The sequence below is a fragment of the Nonomuraea fuscirosea genome (assembly GCF_035917475.1).
Taxonomy (GTDB): domain Bacteria; phylum Actinomycetota; class Actinomycetes; order Streptosporangiales; family Streptosporangiaceae; genus Nonomuraea; species Nonomuraea fuscirosea.
In genome coordinates this window covers 11,316,230-11,330,965 of the sequence record NZ_CP109074.1, presented here as the reverse complement: position 1 = coordinate 11,330,965, position 14,736 = coordinate 11,316,230, and the positions used below count along the sequence as shown (strand labels likewise).

General features: G+C 68.6%; 17 protein-coding genes. 10 read left to right on the top strand and 7 right to left on the bottom strand.

Annotation, left to right across the window (positions count from 1 at the left end):
• Nucleotides 1-5: 5 nt before the first annotated feature.
• Complete coding sequence (locus OIE67_RS52335; RefSeq protein WP_326634653.1) at nucleotides 6-1,457, bottom strand: DNA cytosine methyltransferase; 1,452 nt, start codon at nucleotides 1,455-1,457, stop codon at nucleotides 6-8.
• A gap of 94 nt (nucleotides 1,458-1,551) precedes the next feature.
• Between OIE67_RS52335 and OIE67_RS52330 the strand changes: the two genes are divergently transcribed.
• The 6 genes from OIE67_RS52330 (at nucleotide 1,552) to OIE67_RS52305 (ending at nucleotide 4,870) form a co-directional block, all read left to right on the top strand.
• Entirely contained in the window at nucleotides 1,552-2,055 is a 504-nt protein-coding gene (locus OIE67_RS52330) for a very short patch repair endonuclease (RefSeq protein ID WP_326634652.1), read from the top strand.
• A gap of 189 nt (nucleotides 2,056-2,244) precedes the next feature.
• Complete coding sequence (locus OIE67_RS52325) at nucleotides 2,245-3,423, top strand: helix-turn-helix domain-containing protein (RefSeq protein ID WP_326634651.1); 1,179 nt, start codon at nucleotides 2,245-2,247, stop codon at nucleotides 3,421-3,423.
• A gap of 148 nt (nucleotides 3,424-3,571) precedes the next feature.
• Nucleotides 3,572-3,808, top strand: a complete 237-nt coding sequence (locus tag OIE67_RS52320) for a hypothetical protein (RefSeq protein ID WP_326634650.1) — start codon at nucleotides 3,572-3,574, stop codon at nucleotides 3,806-3,808.
• On the top strand, nucleotides 3,805-4,059 hold the full coding sequence (locus OIE67_RS52315) for a hypothetical protein (RefSeq protein ID WP_326634649.1): 255 nt from the start codon (nucleotides 3,805-3,807) through the stop codon (nucleotides 4,057-4,059). The genes OIE67_RS52320 and OIE67_RS52315 overlap by 4 nt, the downstream gene beginning before the upstream one ends.
• Nucleotides 4,060-4,400: 341 nt before the next feature.
• On the top strand, nucleotides 4,401-4,583 hold the full coding sequence (locus tag OIE67_RS52310; protein WP_326634648.1) for a hypothetical protein: 183 nt from the start codon (nucleotides 4,401-4,403) through the stop codon (nucleotides 4,581-4,583).
• On the top strand, nucleotides 4,580-4,870 hold the full coding sequence (locus tag OIE67_RS52305) for a hypothetical protein (protein WP_326634647.1): 291 nt from the start codon (nucleotides 4,580-4,582) through the stop codon (nucleotides 4,868-4,870). Before OIE67_RS52310 ends, OIE67_RS52305 begins: the two co-directional genes overlap by 4 nt.
• Nucleotides 4,871-5,012: 142 nt before the next feature.
• Here OIE67_RS52305 and OIE67_RS52300 read toward each other — a convergent pair whose 3' ends face one another.
• Together OIE67_RS52300 and OIE67_RS52295 are read right to left on the bottom strand one after the other, a co-directional pair.
• On the bottom strand, nucleotides 5,013-5,591 hold the full coding sequence (locus OIE67_RS52300) for a DUF6461 domain-containing protein (protein WP_326634646.1): 579 nt from the start codon (nucleotides 5,589-5,591) through the stop codon (nucleotides 5,013-5,015).
• 41 nt (nucleotides 5,592-5,632) lie between these two features.
• Nucleotides 5,633-6,376: a DUF429 domain-containing protein gene (locus OIE67_RS52295; protein ID WP_326634645.1), complete on the bottom strand. Its 744-nt coding sequence runs from the start codon at nucleotides 6,374-6,376 to the stop codon at nucleotides 5,633-5,635.
• 441 nt (nucleotides 6,377-6,817) lie between these two features.
• Between OIE67_RS52295 and OIE67_RS52290 the strand changes: the two genes are divergently transcribed.
• The 3 genes from OIE67_RS52290 to OIE67_RS52280 all read left to right on the top strand — a co-directional run bounded on the left by OIE67_RS52290 (nucleotide 6,818) and on the right by OIE67_RS52280 (nucleotide 9,552).
• Nucleotides 6,818-7,417: a DsbA family protein gene (locus tag OIE67_RS52290; protein WP_326634644.1), complete on the top strand. Its 600-nt coding sequence runs from the start codon at nucleotides 6,818-6,820 to the stop codon at nucleotides 7,415-7,417.
• A gap of 222 nt (nucleotides 7,418-7,639) precedes the next feature.
• Complete coding sequence (locus tag OIE67_RS52285) at nucleotides 7,640-8,197, top strand: hypothetical protein (RefSeq protein WP_326634643.1); 558 nt, start codon at nucleotides 7,640-7,642, stop codon at nucleotides 8,195-8,197.
• Between the two features lie 62 nt (nucleotides 8,198-8,259).
• Nucleotides 8,260-9,552: an ArsB/NhaD family transporter gene (locus OIE67_RS52280; RefSeq protein WP_326634642.1), complete on the top strand. Its 1,293-nt coding sequence runs from the start codon at nucleotides 8,260-8,262 to the stop codon at nucleotides 9,550-9,552.
• A 24-nt stretch (nucleotides 9,553-9,576) separates the two neighbouring features.
• Here OIE67_RS52280 and OIE67_RS52275 read toward each other — a convergent pair whose 3' ends face one another.
• From OIE67_RS52275 to OIE67_RS52260, 4 genes are read right to left on the bottom strand one after another with little or no spacing between them, the layout of a single operon-like run.
• The gene (locus OIE67_RS52275; protein ID WP_326634641.1) at nucleotides 9,577-10,035 is read right to left on the bottom strand and encodes a nuclear transport factor 2 family protein; all 459 of its coding nucleotides are present in this window, start codon (nucleotides 10,033-10,035) and stop codon (nucleotides 9,577-9,579) included.
• A 42-nt stretch (nucleotides 10,036-10,077) separates the two neighbouring features.
• On the bottom strand, nucleotides 10,078-12,351 hold the full coding sequence (locus OIE67_RS52270; protein WP_326634640.1) for a xanthine dehydrogenase family protein molybdopterin-binding subunit: 2,274 nt from the start codon (nucleotides 12,349-12,351) through the stop codon (nucleotides 10,078-10,080).
• A complete protein-coding gene (locus OIE67_RS52265) occupies nucleotides 12,348-13,337 on the bottom strand; it encodes an FAD binding domain-containing protein (RefSeq protein WP_326634639.1) in 990 nt (329 codons plus the stop codon). Before OIE67_RS52265 ends, OIE67_RS52270 begins: the two co-directional genes overlap by 4 nt.
• The gene (locus OIE67_RS52260; RefSeq protein ID WP_326645762.1) at nucleotides 13,334-13,792 is read right to left on the bottom strand and encodes a (2Fe-2S)-binding protein; all 459 of its coding nucleotides are present in this window, start codon (nucleotides 13,790-13,792) and stop codon (nucleotides 13,334-13,336) included. The genes OIE67_RS52265 and OIE67_RS52260 overlap by 4 nt, the downstream gene beginning before the upstream one ends.
• Before the next feature lie 120 nt (nucleotides 13,793-13,912).
• Here OIE67_RS52260 and OIE67_RS52255 point away from each other — a divergent pair, with 120 nt between their 5' ends.
• Complete coding sequence (locus OIE67_RS52255; RefSeq protein WP_326634638.1) at nucleotides 13,913-14,641, top strand: TetR/AcrR family transcriptional regulator; 729 nt, start codon at nucleotides 13,913-13,915, stop codon at nucleotides 14,639-14,641.
• Nucleotides 14,642-14,736: the final 95 nt, after the last annotated feature.

Here is a 14,736-nt window from a genome sequence, read left to right as displayed (position 1 = left end):
TTGCGTCAGCTGATTTTCGACCTGTACTTGCTGAACAAATCGTGCCGCTGGTGACTCTCCTGCCCAAGAAAGGCCTTGAACTCGCCAATCTTGTACGCGACATCGCCGTTGGACCGGGGGATCTCCTGGAGTTCGAAGTCGTGGCTGAGGTGATTGAGATGCCGTTCGACCTCTGACTGCTCCATCGACTCGTTCATTTCGGCGAGTTTCTCGACGATCTGCTCACCCGTCAGCGGCCGGGCACTGGCCAGGAGGACCTTGTATACCGGGTCGTGCACAACGTCAGTGTTCTCCACAAGTACCCGGCGGGGTCCGTCCTTGCGCAAGGCTTTCCTGATCGCCACGCCGAGCGCCATCGCGACGGGTGGCGGGAACGCGTTGCCGATCTGCCGGTAGCGCGAAGTCTTGCCACCGAGGAATTCCCAGTCGGCGAACTTATCGCCGTACCAGCCCTGAATACGAGCAACCATCTCAACGGTGAGCATCGGGTGGGGGGCACCCGCCACCCGGGGGTTGTTGGGTCCAGGCGGGCCATCCGCCACACCCTTGCCGTCAACCCCCATGGCTTCCCACGCGGCCTTGGCCCGGCTGGGGCCGAGGTCGGCACCACCGTGCTTCTTCGAGCCGCCGACGATGGTCGGCGCTATCTTGCTCGCCCCGCGAACCCACTCGTCGAGCTTGGCCTCGGACCAGTCTCCGTGCGCCATCAAATCCCGGAGGAGCTCACCAACCGATGGAGGCTTCTGGGCGTTCTTCTCTGGCCACTCGAAGTACTCCGCGTACTCGGACTGTAGAGCGATCAGCACGAACCGGGGCCGGAGCTGCGAAACGCCGTAGTCATCTGCTTGCAGCAACTTCCACTCGGCTATGTACCCATACTCGCTCAGCCGGTCGAGGACCCGCTGCCGGTAGGCCGTGAACCGGCTGCCAGCCAGGCCTTTGACGTTCTCCAGCAGCAGGGCCTTCGGTCTCATCCGCCCGCACAGCTCCACTGCCCACGCGAACAAGTCGCGCTCGTCTGTAGCGCCCAGCTGCTTGCCAGCGATGCTGAAGGGAGGGCACGGCACGCCACCCGCCAGCAGGTCCACGCCAACGTGTTCTTCCGGCTTCCACACCTCGGGATCGGCGACGTCACCGATCCTGACCGTCTCAGCAGCTTCCTTCTCGTCATATCCGAGCACTTTGACAAGGTTGTGACGGAGTGTCTCAGCGGCGTGCTTGTCGAGCTCTACGGCGAGCGCGTGCCGGAAGCCTGCCCGCTCCAGCCCGAGGGACTGCCCGCCGGCCCCGGCGCAGATCTCGACGACCTCAAGAACGTCCTCATCCATTGCCTCCGACCTGCTCAGAGCAGCAGCTCCAGCCGTCGGCTCAAGCTCTGAGCCGCCATCCTCCAGACCGACGGGCTGTTCGCCAGCTTCCGTGAGGTTCTCGATGACGTGAGGCTGCTTTTCGGTCACAAGGACCCCTTTCGTAGCCCGGATGAGGCAATGGACAAGCGGTCAACTGTATCTTCGCGGACGACACCATCAGTCGCACGCCTATCGGGATGACATGCGAGACAGCAAGAGAGCCCAGGCCCGGGAGCAGGCCCATGAGCGAGGCACGTATCCGGCGCCGCTCAACGCGGGCCGATCGCGCAACATGCAGGCCAACCGGCGTTCCGACACCAAACCCGAAGTCGTCCTTCGCAGCGCGCTGCACCGTATGGGGCTCCGCTACAGGAAGGACTTCCGCCTGGACCTGGGCGAGGTCAAGGTTCGCCCGGACATCGTCTTCACGGCGAAGAAGGTCGCGGTTTTCGTCGACGGCTGTTTCTGGCATGTCTGCCCGGAACATGGCCGTCAGCCCACCACGAACGAGTGGTACTGGACGCCCAAGCTTCGCCGGAACATGGAACGCGACCAGCGGGTCAACTCGGCGCTTGAGGCGGCCGGCTGGCAGGTGATCCGGCTTTGGGAACACGAGAGCCTCACCACAGCCGTGGAGACGGTGGTGGCAGCAGTGCAACCCGATGCCGAACATACGAGCGAGACTAGCGCGACCGGCCGACAGTGACCAAGCAAACGCCGCGTACCAAGGAGATGTTCCGATCTCACTGCGGAGCCGCACGCGACCATACCGGACATGCTGGTCAAGTCGCCGTCTCCTAGCGTCCCGAGCATCAAGATCTGCTCGGTTCCCATAGCTGCAGAAGACCCTGGGCCGTAGCCTGAAGGTGTCGCTGCTTCAGGGAGGTCAGGGCCCATGACCGACGCTAACTCGATCGGCGCACGACTCCGGGCCGCTCGCGGATCTCGCGGTCTCACCCAGGAGGAACTCGCTGAAGCGGCCGGCCTGTCAAGGGATCTGATAGCGAAGCTGGAACAGGGGCAGCGCAAATCCGCGAGGGTGACGTCGCTGGTCAAGCTGGCAAACGCTCTCGATGTGGAATTGAGTGCTCTCATCGGCAAGCGCGACCAACTCGGCACCGACCGAGACGGCGGCAGCGTTCTGGCCCTCCGCAACGTCCTGCTCTCACCCTCATTGCTGCCTGATCTCGACGACGGGCACGATGGCGAGCCCACGCCACTGCCGCAGATCACCACAGCGGTCCAGAACGCATGCTCCACCTACTGGAACGGCCAGTTCGCCAGCCTCATAGCGGAGTTGCCCGGCCTGATCACCGAAGCGCGGCTCACCCGCGAAGCTGTTGGCCCAGAGGCGACCTATCCGCTCGCGATGGCGTACGACCTGGCCGCCAGCCTGATGATCCACTTCGGCCGAGATGATCTGGCGGCAATCAGCGCGGAACGTGCTATCAACGTTGCCCGCGCCGGCAACGACGAGTTGCTGTGGGCCACGCTGCACGCCACCTACGCCTGGGTCTTGTTGCATCAGGCGAGACTGCCCGAAGCGGAGCAACTGGCCATCGGGATGGCATCCCGTATCGAGCCCTCCTTCAGCGCACCTGCTGAGCATGTCGCTGTCTGGGGCAATCTCCTCCTCTGCGCCTTCGCACCGACCGCAGCCGCCGGGCGCGACATCGCCGACTACGCTGCCATGGCCACCGCGGGCGCCGAACGGCTCCGGGGCACCGTGGAGATCTACAACTCCACTTTCGGGCCTGCGCGAGTCGCGGAACAGGAAACGCACGCCTACACCGTGCTGCAAGCCTCGGGGAAGGCGTTGGCCGCATCGCGCCGGGTCCGTCCCGGAGACCTCGCAGGTATTGCGTACGGCCGGCACCTGCTGGACGTGGCGCAGGCTCACCTGGATGCCCGGCACCGTAAGACCGCCACCGAGCGCCTTTTGCAGGCCCGCTCACAGTCAGCGGTGTGGTTCCGGCACCAGGCCGTCGCGCGCGACCTTGTGGAGTCCATCCGTGAGGAGGAGGCTCGGTCGTCCCCAGAGGTGAGGTCTCTGGCGACTTCGCTCGGCATCTGAGGAGTAGGACGCTGTGTCCTCATCTCCCCGCAGGGCGATTGCCCAGGTAGGACAGGGCGTCCATGTAACTCCGTCACGGACGGTAATAGCGTCGCTACATGGACATCAAGTGCCAGGAACGACCTCCAATTAGCCATGGAGTCTCGTCATGAACCGCGACGACTCCTTCTATGCCTGGGCGGCCCAGGACGCCACGCAGGGCTCCTGCGGCGTCACCGCGGAACCCGACTTGGCTCGGCACCGTATTCGGGAGGCATTGGCCAATCTTGCGCCGGACGCCGCCGGCCTGGTTGAGAAAGTGCGGCTCGACCGCTCCGCCCATCAGCCGTCGTACATCCGTCTGACGGTGCTGGGCCGGTATGGAGCGGCGAGCAGAGGCGTGTGAAGACTTTCACCGTGACCGTCGCCGGTACTGAGCGTTTCGACGGTGAGGCGCCTTACACGTGGGTTGTGGCGGCCTCCGATATCACCAGCGCGATCAGCAAGGCCACGGCATACCACGCGCTTTCTCTGGATCAACGGTTGTGCGATCTGGAGATCGACCACCTCCGCACTTATGAAGGCATTCCTCCCACCAACTGTGGCTACTACTGGAACGATCTGCGAACTGAGGAGTCTCGTGGCGTCGGTGAGTGACAGCGGTCATGTCATCACCGCGCACGCCCGGACCGCCATTTGCACCTGGGTCTGACCACATCCGAACGAGCGCGGTCATCCCTTCTCGGGCCAGACGTCCTTGGGCGCTACACAGGTCCCACGCCACTGAATCGACCACCCACCCCCTCCCCCTCAGCCCTTCCCCGGCTCTTCATACAGACCCGTCACGCGACAACACGGTAAGGACGTTCTGCCAGGACCGCACGTTGGATGCGGGACGTACGTGCTGGTCAAAGGACGTGTTCAGCGAAGCCAACGGGCCCGTCTCAGCGGGGCAAGCGCCAAGACGGGCCCTTGATCGGACGAAGGAGGTCCGACCCATGGGAAACACAACCACAGAAGTCCGGTTCACGCCCCTGCTGGTGGCAGAGGTGCGGTCCGTGTTGGAGAGGCACGGGTACCGGCTGCCGGACGAAGGCGATCACGTGCATGGGCTCGTCGTCGCGCGGGTCGACGCGGCGCTCAGGAACCTCGTCGAGGTCTTTGAGGGGAGGACCTGGTGAGCGTCTCCGACGAGGACCCGGACTATCACGGCTGGCATGTCCAGCCGCTCCAGCCTGACCACGCCCAGGTGGCCTGGTACGAGCCGCATCGGCGGGTGCCGCGGATCCGGGTTTCCGTGCACACCTGCGACTGCCAGTTGATCGTGTACGAGCTGTGTGCCGCTGGTGGGCAGGCGTTCGTCCGGCGTACGGATCGCAAGAGGAAGACCGTGCACGAGACCGCCTGGATGGCGACCGCTGCCGCGAGACGGATCTTCGAGCTGATTCTGAGCGGGAGAATCGCGTGACAGGGCGCGGCGGGCGGGCCTCCTGATTCGTCCGCCGCGTCTACGTTCTTGGTCGAGCCGTCCCCTGGGGTAGCGACCTTACGGGCTTGTACCGGAGCCCTGCTCAAGGGGATGCCGTCGTCGTAGTCCCGGTGGGCGCTGGTCACCAGGTCAGGAGGTCCTCCTCCTGGTCGGGGACGACGCCGTAGAGGTAGGCGGTCTGCTCCAGCAGGCTCGGGGTCAGTTTGATGCCGGTGAGGTGTTCGGCCAGGAGGAACATCGGGCCCTCGTGGGGGTCGGCGGAGTCGGGGTAGCGGGTGTCGAGTTCGCTCATGAGCGGTACAAGTTCGTCGGGCACCGGCTTCATATAGCCCTCCTGGGCGATGAAGCAGAAGCGGAGGTCGCCGTCTTCCAGCCAGTAGAAGTAGTCGAGGGCCTTGATGTCGAGGCAGTAGTGGGAGACGAGGCGGGTGCCGGCGGATAAGCGGGTGATGACGCTGCCCGTAAGGCCGAGCACCGTGTGCATCTCGACGATCATCGTCCAGTCGCCGATGGATGTGATGCCAAGGCTCGCTCCGGACGAGCCGGGGACTGTGTCGTACAGATCGTGGAACGGCGCCGAGGTGAAATCCTCGGGACGGCCGCCGAGTTTGATGATCACCTGCTTCGGGGTGAGGCCTCGGACGTAGGTGATGCAGCCGCCTGCTTCGGCGAGGGCTTCGTAGTCGTTGTCTGGTGTCATTTCGGCATGGTGGCAGGTGGGGCTGACAGAAGTGGCGCTGGTCAGGGAGCCTGGATGAGGCCGCTCAGGGGTGCAGTGGGGAGGGCGATCCAGCCCTCGGTGGCTGCGGTTTTTGAGTGTTCCGAGGGTGGGGTGGTTGCGAGGCCGAGGGCGGCGGCGCGGGCGGCCAGGGCGCAGATGACGGCGTCGGTGGCGTCGGCGGAGGTGCGGCAGAGGGGCTCGTGGTCGGCCAGGTCGAGCCAGGGGGCTGCTTCCTTGAGGCGGTCTACGAGCTGGCCCAGTTCGGTGGGGCGTTTGTAGCGGTTGTGCGGGAGGTCCCAGAGTTTGAGGGTGGCGGCTGGGTAGACCTCCACGGCCGCGCCCGTTCCGCGGCGGTCCACCGGGTGGCCCTGGGCGGCGAGGGTTGAGAGGAGGGCGGCGCAGCGCATCGTGGTGTGGCCGATGCGGTCGGCTGAGGCGCTCAGGGGACGGCGGCCGGTTCGGGCCTCCACCGCCTGGTCCGTGACGCGGTGGGTCAGGTCGTGGCGCCACACCAGGCCGGGTACGCCCTGGGGCACTGGGACGGCGCCTGTTCGGTGGGCGGTGATGAAGTCGATGAACTTGACCGGCCAGCCGAAGGGGCAGTCGATGCCGGTTTTGGTGGCTGTGGTGATGGCTTCGAGGAGGAGGTCGTCTTTTGCGCCGAGTTCGAGACGGGTGAGGTGGGCGCGGCCGGGTGGCCAGGTGAGCCAGGCCACGGCCGTGCGTGGGGGTTCTGCGGCGAGGTCGATGCCTGCTGTCAGCACCTCTCAAGGGTAGAGACGCCGGTTGTGGTTCAGGGGGTGACGGCCCGTCGGAGGTCGAGGTCTGAGGTACGGCGGTCGAGGGGTGCGGGCATGAGTGGGGATCTGGCCTAGCCCACGACGAGTGCGGGGCCTACACCGCAGGTCCATGGCTCAATGCCTGGGCCGCATGCCAGTAGCCGGTAAATCGAAGGTCTGGCGGTCGGAAGGGGGCCAGGGGCAGAGCCGGGGTTCCATGGCCCAGGCCGGGGGTCCGGGGGCCGGGAGGCCCCCGGCAAGGGGGTGTGGGGGAGCTCGGCTCCCCCACCAAGCGCAGCCCGCAGCCCCCAGGCGCGAAGCGCCCCCTGCGGAGGACCAAGCAGTTAGGGCTGAGGCGGGACGGGGCCCAGGTCCGGTGGCCGTTGGTTCCGGGGTGGGGAAGATCGGGGGTGGCATGCTGAGGTGATGGACGTCGCTGACTTCTGGTTCGATCCCTCCTGCCCCTACACCTGGCTGACCTCGCGCTGGTTGCTGCAGGTGCGGGAGGTGCGGCCGGTCGAGGTGCGCTGGCATCTGATGAGCCTGTCGGTGCTCAACGAAGGCCGCGACGACGATCCGGAAGGTGATCCGGAGGGCTATCTCTGGGTCCCTGTACGCGTCTGCGCGGCCACCCTGCGCGAGCACGGCCAGGAAGCGCTCGGCCGGCTGTACACCGCCCTGTGGACGACCGGCACCGGCGACTGGCTCGGCGACCTGCGGACGGCGCTGGCCGCGGCCGGGCTGCCGGTCGAGCTGGCCGAGGCGGGGATGAGCACCGATTATGACGGCGACGTGCGGGCTTCGCACGCCGAGGGCGTGGCCCTGATCGGTGGCGACCATGTGGGCACCCCGATCGTGGCGGTCACCCGTGACGGCGGCGAGCGGGTGGTGTTCTTCGGGCCGGTCGTCTCGCGCCTCCCGACCGGTGAGCAGGCGGGCCGGCTGTGGGACGGGACGCTGCTGGTGGCGGGCACTCCGGGGTTCCATGAGCTGAAGGGCAGGCCCCACGAGCAGCCGCAGATCTAGGGACCTCACTGAGGGCGATGGGTTTGCATGCATGGGTGATCGAGCCCCTTGGCGCGGAGCGCCGCCATGTGGAGGACCGAGCAGTTGGAGGTGGGGCTTCGGGTTAACGCGCTTACTCAGGGTAATGGGTTTGGGTGAATGGGTGATCTGGCGTGGTGGGGCGGGCTATCTTGGGTGCCTCGTGGCATCCGTACCGCCGGAACGAGAGCGCTGACACCCCTTATGGACGAGCATGTCATCAGCATCGGGTGGGTTGACGCACCCGACGAGATCGCCTTTCACGACTATGCCGAAGGGACCTACAACTCCTTCTCCTGCAGTTGCGGGCTGCCGCTGGCCGATCGGGACGCCGCTGCCAGGCATGCCGGTGAGTACGGGCGGTGCGTGATGTGTCTGGGCACCGGGGAGATCTCCATCAATCCTCGCGACAAGGGTGGTTGCGGGAGTTGTGGTGGGTCGGGGCAGGCCGAGCCGGGGGCCGGAGCGGAGGCGGGGAAGGGCCCGGTCATGGTGCATGCGCGGGTGACCGAGGGCTTCATCCGGGAGGTGGCGGAGTTGCTGCCTGAGGAGTTCGGGCTCACCGATGTGGTGGCGGTGCTGGAAGGGCAGATGCCGCCGGGGAGTGGCGGGGTCGAGGCGGTGCTGTCCGTGGCGGCGGGGCTGATCCGGTATCTGGAGGTCCGGGGGGAGATCGTGTTGTGTACGGCGCCCGATTTTCTGCCGGGGGATGGGGTGGAGCAGCGGTACGACGATCCCCGTTGGATTCGCGTTCCCCGATGACCTCTGAAGACGCCGTGTGGGTGGTGTGCGGGTCGCTGAGCGCTGGTTGATAGGTTGCGCGCGTGACGATCACGGCGTGGGTGGCGGTGGCCGTCTTTCTGGGCGCGTACACGCTGATCGCCACCGAAAAGGTGCACCGCGTGGCCGCGGCACTGGGCGGGGCGGGGATCATGTTGCTGATCCACGCCACCGACGCCGGCGCGGCGTTCTTCGACGAGCGGTCCGGCATCGACTGGAACGTGATCTTCCTGCTGCTCGGCATGATGGTCATCGTCGGCGTGCTGAAGCAGACCGGGGTGTTCGAGTTCCTGGCCATCTGGGCGGCCAAGCGGGCCAGAGGACGGCCGTACCGGCTGATGGTGCTGCTGGTGGTGATCACGGCCAGCGCGTCGGCACTGCTGGACAACGTGACGACCGTGCTGCTGATCGCGCCGGTGACGTTCCTGGTGTGTGAACGGCTGGCGCTGCCGGTGGCGCCGTACCTGATCGCCGAGGCGATGGCGTCGAACATCGGTGGCGCGTCCACGCTGGTCGGCGATCCGCCGAACATCATCATCGCCAGCCGCGGCGGCCTGACCTTCAACGACTTCCTCGTGCACCTGGCGCCGCTCATCGTGGTGCTGATGGTGGTGTTCGCGGTGTTGTGCCGGTGGCTGTTCAGGAAGTCGTTCCGGTACGACCCCGAGCTGGCCGCCGAGATCATGACGCTGAACGAGCGCGAGGCCATCGCGGACCGTCGGCTGCTGTGGCAGTCGCTGGCCGTGCTGGCGCTGGTGATGGCGGCGTTCGTGCTGCATCCCGTGCTGCACTACGAGCCGAGCGTGGTCGCGTTGCTGGGCGCCGGTGTGCTGGTGGCGGCGACGAAGGTGACGACCGAGGACGCCATCCGCGAGGTGGAGTGGCCGACGCTGGTGTTCTTCGCGGGGCTGTTCGTCATGGTGGGGGCGCTGGTGGAGACCGGCGTCATCGGCGAGATCTCGAAGGCGGCGGCGGAGGCGACGCACGGTCAGCTCGGGCTGGCGACGATGCTGCTGCTGTGGGCCTCGGCCGGGCTGTCCGCGGTGATCGACAACATCCCGTACGTCGCCACCATGAGCCCCATCGTCGCCGACCTCGTCCAGGCGAACGGCGGCGGCGAGCACGCCCAGGTGCTCTGGTGGGCCCTGGCGATCGGGGCCGACCTGGGCGGGAACGCTACGGCGGTGGGGGCGGCGGCCAACGTGGTGGTCATCGGCATCGCCGCCCGTAACGGCACGCACATCTCCTTCTGGCAGTTCACCCGTTATGGGCTGGTGGTCACGTTCGTCACCGTGGCGTTGTCGACGCCTTATCTGTGGCTCCGCTACCTCGCCTGAGCCTGCGAGCGCCGCAAGAACACCTCACCTGAGCGGCAGGACGTCCACACCGTGGTCCGACTCCGGGCGGGCGCCGAAGATGCGCCGCTCCGGCTCCGTGATCCGCACGTCGTTGATGCTGGCCTCCCTGCGCCGCATCAGCCCCGCCTCGTCGAACTCCCACTGCTCGTTCCCGTAGCTACGCCACCACTGCCCGGACGCGTCGTGGCACTCGTACTGGAACCGCACCGCGATGCGGTTCCCGAGCACGCCCCACAGCTCCTTCCGCAGCGCGTAGTCGAGCTCCCTGTCCCACTTGCGCCGCAGGAACGCCCTGACCGCGTCGCGGCCGGTCACGAACTCGTCGCGGTTGCGCCAGACCGTGTCCTGCGTGTACGCCATCGCGACCTTGTCGGGGTCGCGGGTGTTCCAGGCGTCCTCGGCGGCCTGGACCTTGAGCCGGGCGCTCTCCTCGGTGAACGGCGGGAACGGCGGACGTGACATGACGGGTGCCTCCTCGACGAGCCTCGACACAGCAGCCTAGAGCTACAGCAGCTTGTCGAGCGTGATCGGCAGGTCCGCCACGCGCTTGCCGGTCGCGTGCCGCACGGCGTTGGCCACGGCCGCGGCGACCCCCGTGATGCCCACCTCCCCGATCCCGCGCAGGCCCAGCGGCATGTTCGGGTCCGGCTCGTTCAGCCAGTCCACGTCGATGTGCGGGACGTCGGCGTGCACCGGCAGGTGGTACTCCGACATGCTCGGGTTGACGACGCGGCCGCTGCGCGGGTCGATCAGGGTGTGCTCCGACAGCGCCATGCCGAGGCCCATCACGATCCCGCCGCGCAGCTGGCTGGCCGCCGTCCTCGCGTTGATGATCGTGCCGGCGTCGAAGACCCCGAGCCAGCGCGACACCCGTACCTCCATGGTGTCGGGGTCGACCCGCACCTCGCAGAAGTGCGCCCCGGTCGCCGCCTTCACCCACTTCCTGCGCTCGCGCAGGAACTTGGCCATGAAGGCCAGCGTGCTCCCCTTGACCTCGGCCTCCACGTGGCCGCGGCCGGCGGCCGCGAGGATCTCCGCGTAGGTGAGGCCGCGGTCACCGGCGTAGAGGCCGCCGTCGCGGGCCCGCACGTCGGCGGGGCGGCTACCGCGCAGGGGTGAGCCGGGCGCGCGGCGCGCCAGGCCGGTCAGCGTGCGCTTCAGCTTCTCGCAGGCGGCGATCACGCTCGCCGCGACGCTCGCGGTCTGCGCCGAGCCGGCCGCCTGCGTGCCCGGCGGCAGGTCGGAGTCGCCGTACTCCACGCGTACCTTCTCCAGCGGCACGCCCAGCTCGTCGGCGGCGATCTGCGCCTGTACGGTCGCCGCCCCCATGCCCACCTCGTGCAGGCCGCTGCGCACCACCACAGTGCCGCCGGCCTCCAGCCGCACGGTCACGCTCGCCATCATCTGCAACGACGGATGGTAGGCCGTGGCCACCCCCATGCCGACCAGCCATCTGCCGTCGCGCATGGCGCCGGCCCGGGGATCGCGCGAGCGCCAGCCGAAGCGTTCCGCGCCCAGCGCGTACGCCTCCCGCAGCCGCCGTGACGAGAACGCCTGCCCGCCCAGCGGATCGCGCTCGGGCTCGTTGCGCATGCGCAGCTCGATCGGATCCATGCCCAGCTTCCAGGCCAGCTCGTCCACGGCCGACTCCATGGCGAAGGTGCCGATGGACTCGCCGGGGGCCCGCATGAACGTGTTGGCCAGCAGGTCGAGCGGGACGGTGCTCTGCTGCAGGTGGATGTTGGGCGCGGCGTAGAGGTGCCGGGAGGCGGCGGTGATCTGCTCTCCCCCGCCGCCGCTGCGGCCGATCCTGGACACGCTGGTGTGGATCAGCGCGGTCAACCGGCCGTCCGCCTCCGCGCCCAGGGCGACCCGCTGCGTGCTGGCGGTGCGCCCGCCGACCGTGTGATAGACGCTCTCACGGCTGAGCGCCAGCCGTACGGCGCGGCCGGTCACGCGTGCGGCCAGCACGGCGAGCAGCGTGCCCGCCCAGACCGAGGCCTTCCCCCCGAAACCGCCGCCGACGTAGGGCGACAGAATCCTGATCCCCTTCTCCTGGACGCCGAACCGCAGGGCCAGGTGCCGGCGCGTCCACGGGATGTTCTGCGTGCCCTCGTGCAGGGTCAGCCGGTCGCCGTCCCAGACCGCGGTGGTGGCGTGCGGCTCGATCGCGTTGTGGTTGTGCGGCGGCGTGGAGAAGGTCAGGTCCACCGCGTACGGGGCGGCGGCCAGCGCGGCCGGGGCGTCCCCCTTGTTCGCCGACGCCTCGGCGATCAGGCTGCTCTTCTGCGGGACGGCGTGCCGCTTCTCGGCCTCGAAGTCGGTCGCGGCGGGCAGCTCCTGGTACGCCGGCCGCACCAGCGAGGCCGCGTACCGGGCGGTCTCGGGCGTCTCGGCGACCACGACGGCGATCGGCTGGCCGTTCCAGTGCACCTCGTCGGTGCCCAGGTAGTTGACCGACGTGCCGGCCACCATCGAGCTGAGGTCGAGGACGCTGGGCTTGGGCGGCGGTTTCATGGCCGGGGTGCTCTCGTGGGTGAGCACGTCGATCACGCCGCGCACCGCCCGCGCCGCCGCCGTGTCGATGGCGGTGATCCGGCCCCTGGGGATGGTGGCGTGCACGAGCGCGGCGTAGGCCAGGTCGGGGTAGGAGTGCTCGGCGGCGAAGCGGGCCTCGCCCGTGGTCTTGGCGGGGCCGTCGATCCGGTCGACCGCGCGGCCGACGTACTTGGTCGCGTCGGTCGTCGCCGGCTCGGCCTCGGCGTACTTGATGCTCATCGCACGGCCCCTTCCTTGCTCAGCTCGCGCAGCGTGGCCACGATCGTGGCGGTGGCGAGGGTCGTCTTGAACGCGTTGCCGTCGCGGACGCTCGCCGCGGCCAGTTCGGCCTCGGCCGCGCGCCGGAACGCCGCCTCGTCGGCCGGGCCGCCGGTGAGCAGCCGCTCGGCCTCGCGGGCGCGCCACGGTTTGGGGGCGACGCCGCCGAGCGCCAGCCGGGCCAGCGTCACCGTGCCGTCGCTCACCTCCAGCGCGGCGGCCACCGAAACCAGGGCGAACGCGTACGAGGCCCGGTCACGGACCTTGCGGTAGCGGGAGTTCGCCGGGGCCGGCGGCAGCTCGACCGCGGTGATGAGCTCGCCGGGGGCCAGGTCGGTCTCGATCTCGGGGGTGTCGCCGGGCAGCCGGTGCAGGTCCGTCACCGGGACGCGGCGGGTGCCGCCGGTGCCGCGTACCTCGACGACGGCGTCCAGGGCGGCCAGCGCCACGCACATGTCGGAGGGGTGGGTGGCGATGCAGCTGTCGCTGACGCCCAGGATCGCGCAGCTCCGGTTGAACCCGTCGAGCGCGTCGCAGCCGCTGCCCGGCTCGCGCTTGTTGCAGGCGGAGGTGGTGTCGTAGAAGTACAGGCAGCGGGTGCGCTGGAGCAGGTTGCCGCCCACGGTGGCCATGTTGCGCAGCTGGCCGGAGGCGCCCGACAGCAGCGCCTGCGACAGCACCGGGTAGCGGTCGCGCACCCGGCGGTCGGCGGCCAGGGTGCTGTTGCGGACGAGCGCACCGATCCGCAGCCCGCCGTCCGGCAGGTCCTCCACCGTGTCGAACGGCAGCCCGGTGACGTCCACGACGGTCTGCGGCTGCTCGATGCCCTCGCGCATCAGGTCGACCAGGTTGGTGCCGCCGCCGAGGAACTTGGCGCCCGGCTCGGTGGCGGCGGCGTGCAGGGCGGCCTCGACGTCGGCCGGCTTGACGTAAGCGAACGGTTTCACCGGGCCACTTCCATGATCGCGTCCACGATGCCGTTGTAGGCGCCGCAGCGGCACAGGTTGCCGCTCATGCGCTCCCTGACCTCGTCCTCGGTCAACCCGCCCGGCTGACCGACCGCGCTGGGCATGCCCGCCGCGTGCTCGGCCAGCATGCCGATGGCCGAGCAGATCTGGCCGGAGGTGCAGTAGCCGCACTGGAGGCCGTCGTTGCGGACGAACGCCTCCTGCAGCGGATGGTCCACGCCCTCGATCGTGGTGATCTCCTGGCCGTCGTACTGGACGGCCAGGGCCAGGCAGGAGTTGATCCGCACGCCGTCGGCCAGCACCGTGCAGGCGCCGCAGGCGCCCTGGTCGCAGCCCTTCTTCGGCCCGGTCACGCCGAGGCGTTCGCGCAGCGCGTCGAGCAGGCTCACCCATGGCTCGACGTCGAGCGCGGCGACGTCGCCGTTCACCTTCATCCTGATCTCGGTCACTCGCCATCTCTTTTCTGTGCCGGTGTAGTCGGGACGCTAACAGAACACCGTACCCTTAACAAGTGAACGGTGTACCGTTAAGTACGCCAGTATGCTGGGACGGACATGACGAGGGCGGCATTTCGCCGGGCCAGGCGGCCCGAGCACAAGCAGCAGCGGCGCGAGGCGATCCTCGACGCCGCCCGCGAGCTGGCCCGCACCTCCGGCGTGCGCAACGTCAGCCTGGGCGCGGTCGCCGAGGCCGTCGGGCTGGTGAAGTCCAACATCGTGCGCTATTTCGGCACCCGCGAGGAGATCTACCTGGAGCTGGCCGGCGAGGAGTGGCGGCAGTGGGCCGAAACCGCCACTCCGCGCCTGCGCGCGGCCGTCGGAACGGGCGAGGCGGTGACCGTGCTGGCCGAGACGATCACGGACCGGCCGCTGCTCTGCGACCTGCTCGGGCACACCTCCACCAGCCTCGAACACAACGTCTCCGTCGAGGCCGCCCGCACGTTCAAGCGCGCGGTCATCACCATCGCCACCGAGCTGGGCGCCGAGGTCGCGGCCGTCACCGACCTCAATGAGCGCGAGGGCATGGAGCTGGTCGCCGCCGCGAGCAGCCTGGCCGGCACGCTCTATCCGGCGGCCAACCCGCCGCCCACGCTGATCCAGGTCTACGCCGAGGATCCCGAGCTGGCCGCCCTCTGCCCGGTGCTGCTGCCCACGCTCGTCCGCGCGCTCAGGGCTCTGGCGGCGGGCCTGCCGACGCTCAGGGACGAGCCGTCCACCCTCGGGGGCGAGCCGCCGTCCCGCAGAGGTGAGCCGCCGGCCCGCACCGACGAGCCGGTGAAGTGAAACTTTCACCCCGGTCCAGGCGTTCCTGACCGTCCTCGGCTGACTTTCTGGACGTCGCCGCCGATTCCGCAGAGCATGTGCCCGTGCAGAACCTA

Coding starts and splice junctions, on each gene's coding strand:
- OIE67_RS52300 (WP_326634646.1), bottom strand. CDS start 5,591: ATGACACCAGACAACGACTACGAAGCCCTCGCCGAAGCAGGCGGCTGC.
- OIE67_RS52330 (WP_326634652.1), top strand. CDS start 1,552: ATGCGAGACAGCAAGAGAGCCCAGGCCCGGGAGCAGGCCCATGAGCGA.
- OIE67_RS52285 (WP_326634643.1), top strand. CDS start 7,640: ATGGACGAGCATGTCATCAGCATCGGGTGGGTTGACGCACCCGACGAG.
- OIE67_RS52320 (WP_326634650.1), top strand. CDS start 3,572: ATGAACCGCGACGACTCCTTCTATGCCTGGGCGGCCCAGGACGCCACG.
- OIE67_RS52255 (WP_326634638.1), top strand. CDS start 13,913: ATGACGAGGGCGGCATTTCGCCGGGCCAGGCGGCCCGAGCACAAGCAG.
- OIE67_RS52325 (WP_326634651.1), top strand. CDS start 2,245: ATGACCGACGCTAACTCGATCGGCGCACGACTCCGGGCCGCTCGCGGA.
- OIE67_RS52275 (WP_326634641.1), bottom strand. CDS start 10,035: ATGTCACGTCCGCCGTTCCCGCCGTTCACCGAGGAGAGCGCCCGGCTC.
- OIE67_RS52290 (WP_326634644.1), top strand. CDS start 6,818: ATGGACGTCGCTGACTTCTGGTTCGATCCCTCCTGCCCCTACACCTGG.
- OIE67_RS52310 (WP_326634648.1), top strand. CDS start 4,401: ATGGGAAACACAACCACAGAAGTCCGGTTCACGCCCCTGCTGGTGGCA.
- OIE67_RS52260 (WP_326645762.1), bottom strand. CDS start 13,792: ATGAAGGTGAACGGCGACGTCGCCGCGCTCGACGTCGAGCCATGGGTG.
- OIE67_RS52270 (WP_326634640.1), bottom strand. CDS start 12,351: ATGAGCATCAAGTACGCCGAGGCCGAGCCGGCGACGACCGACGCGACC.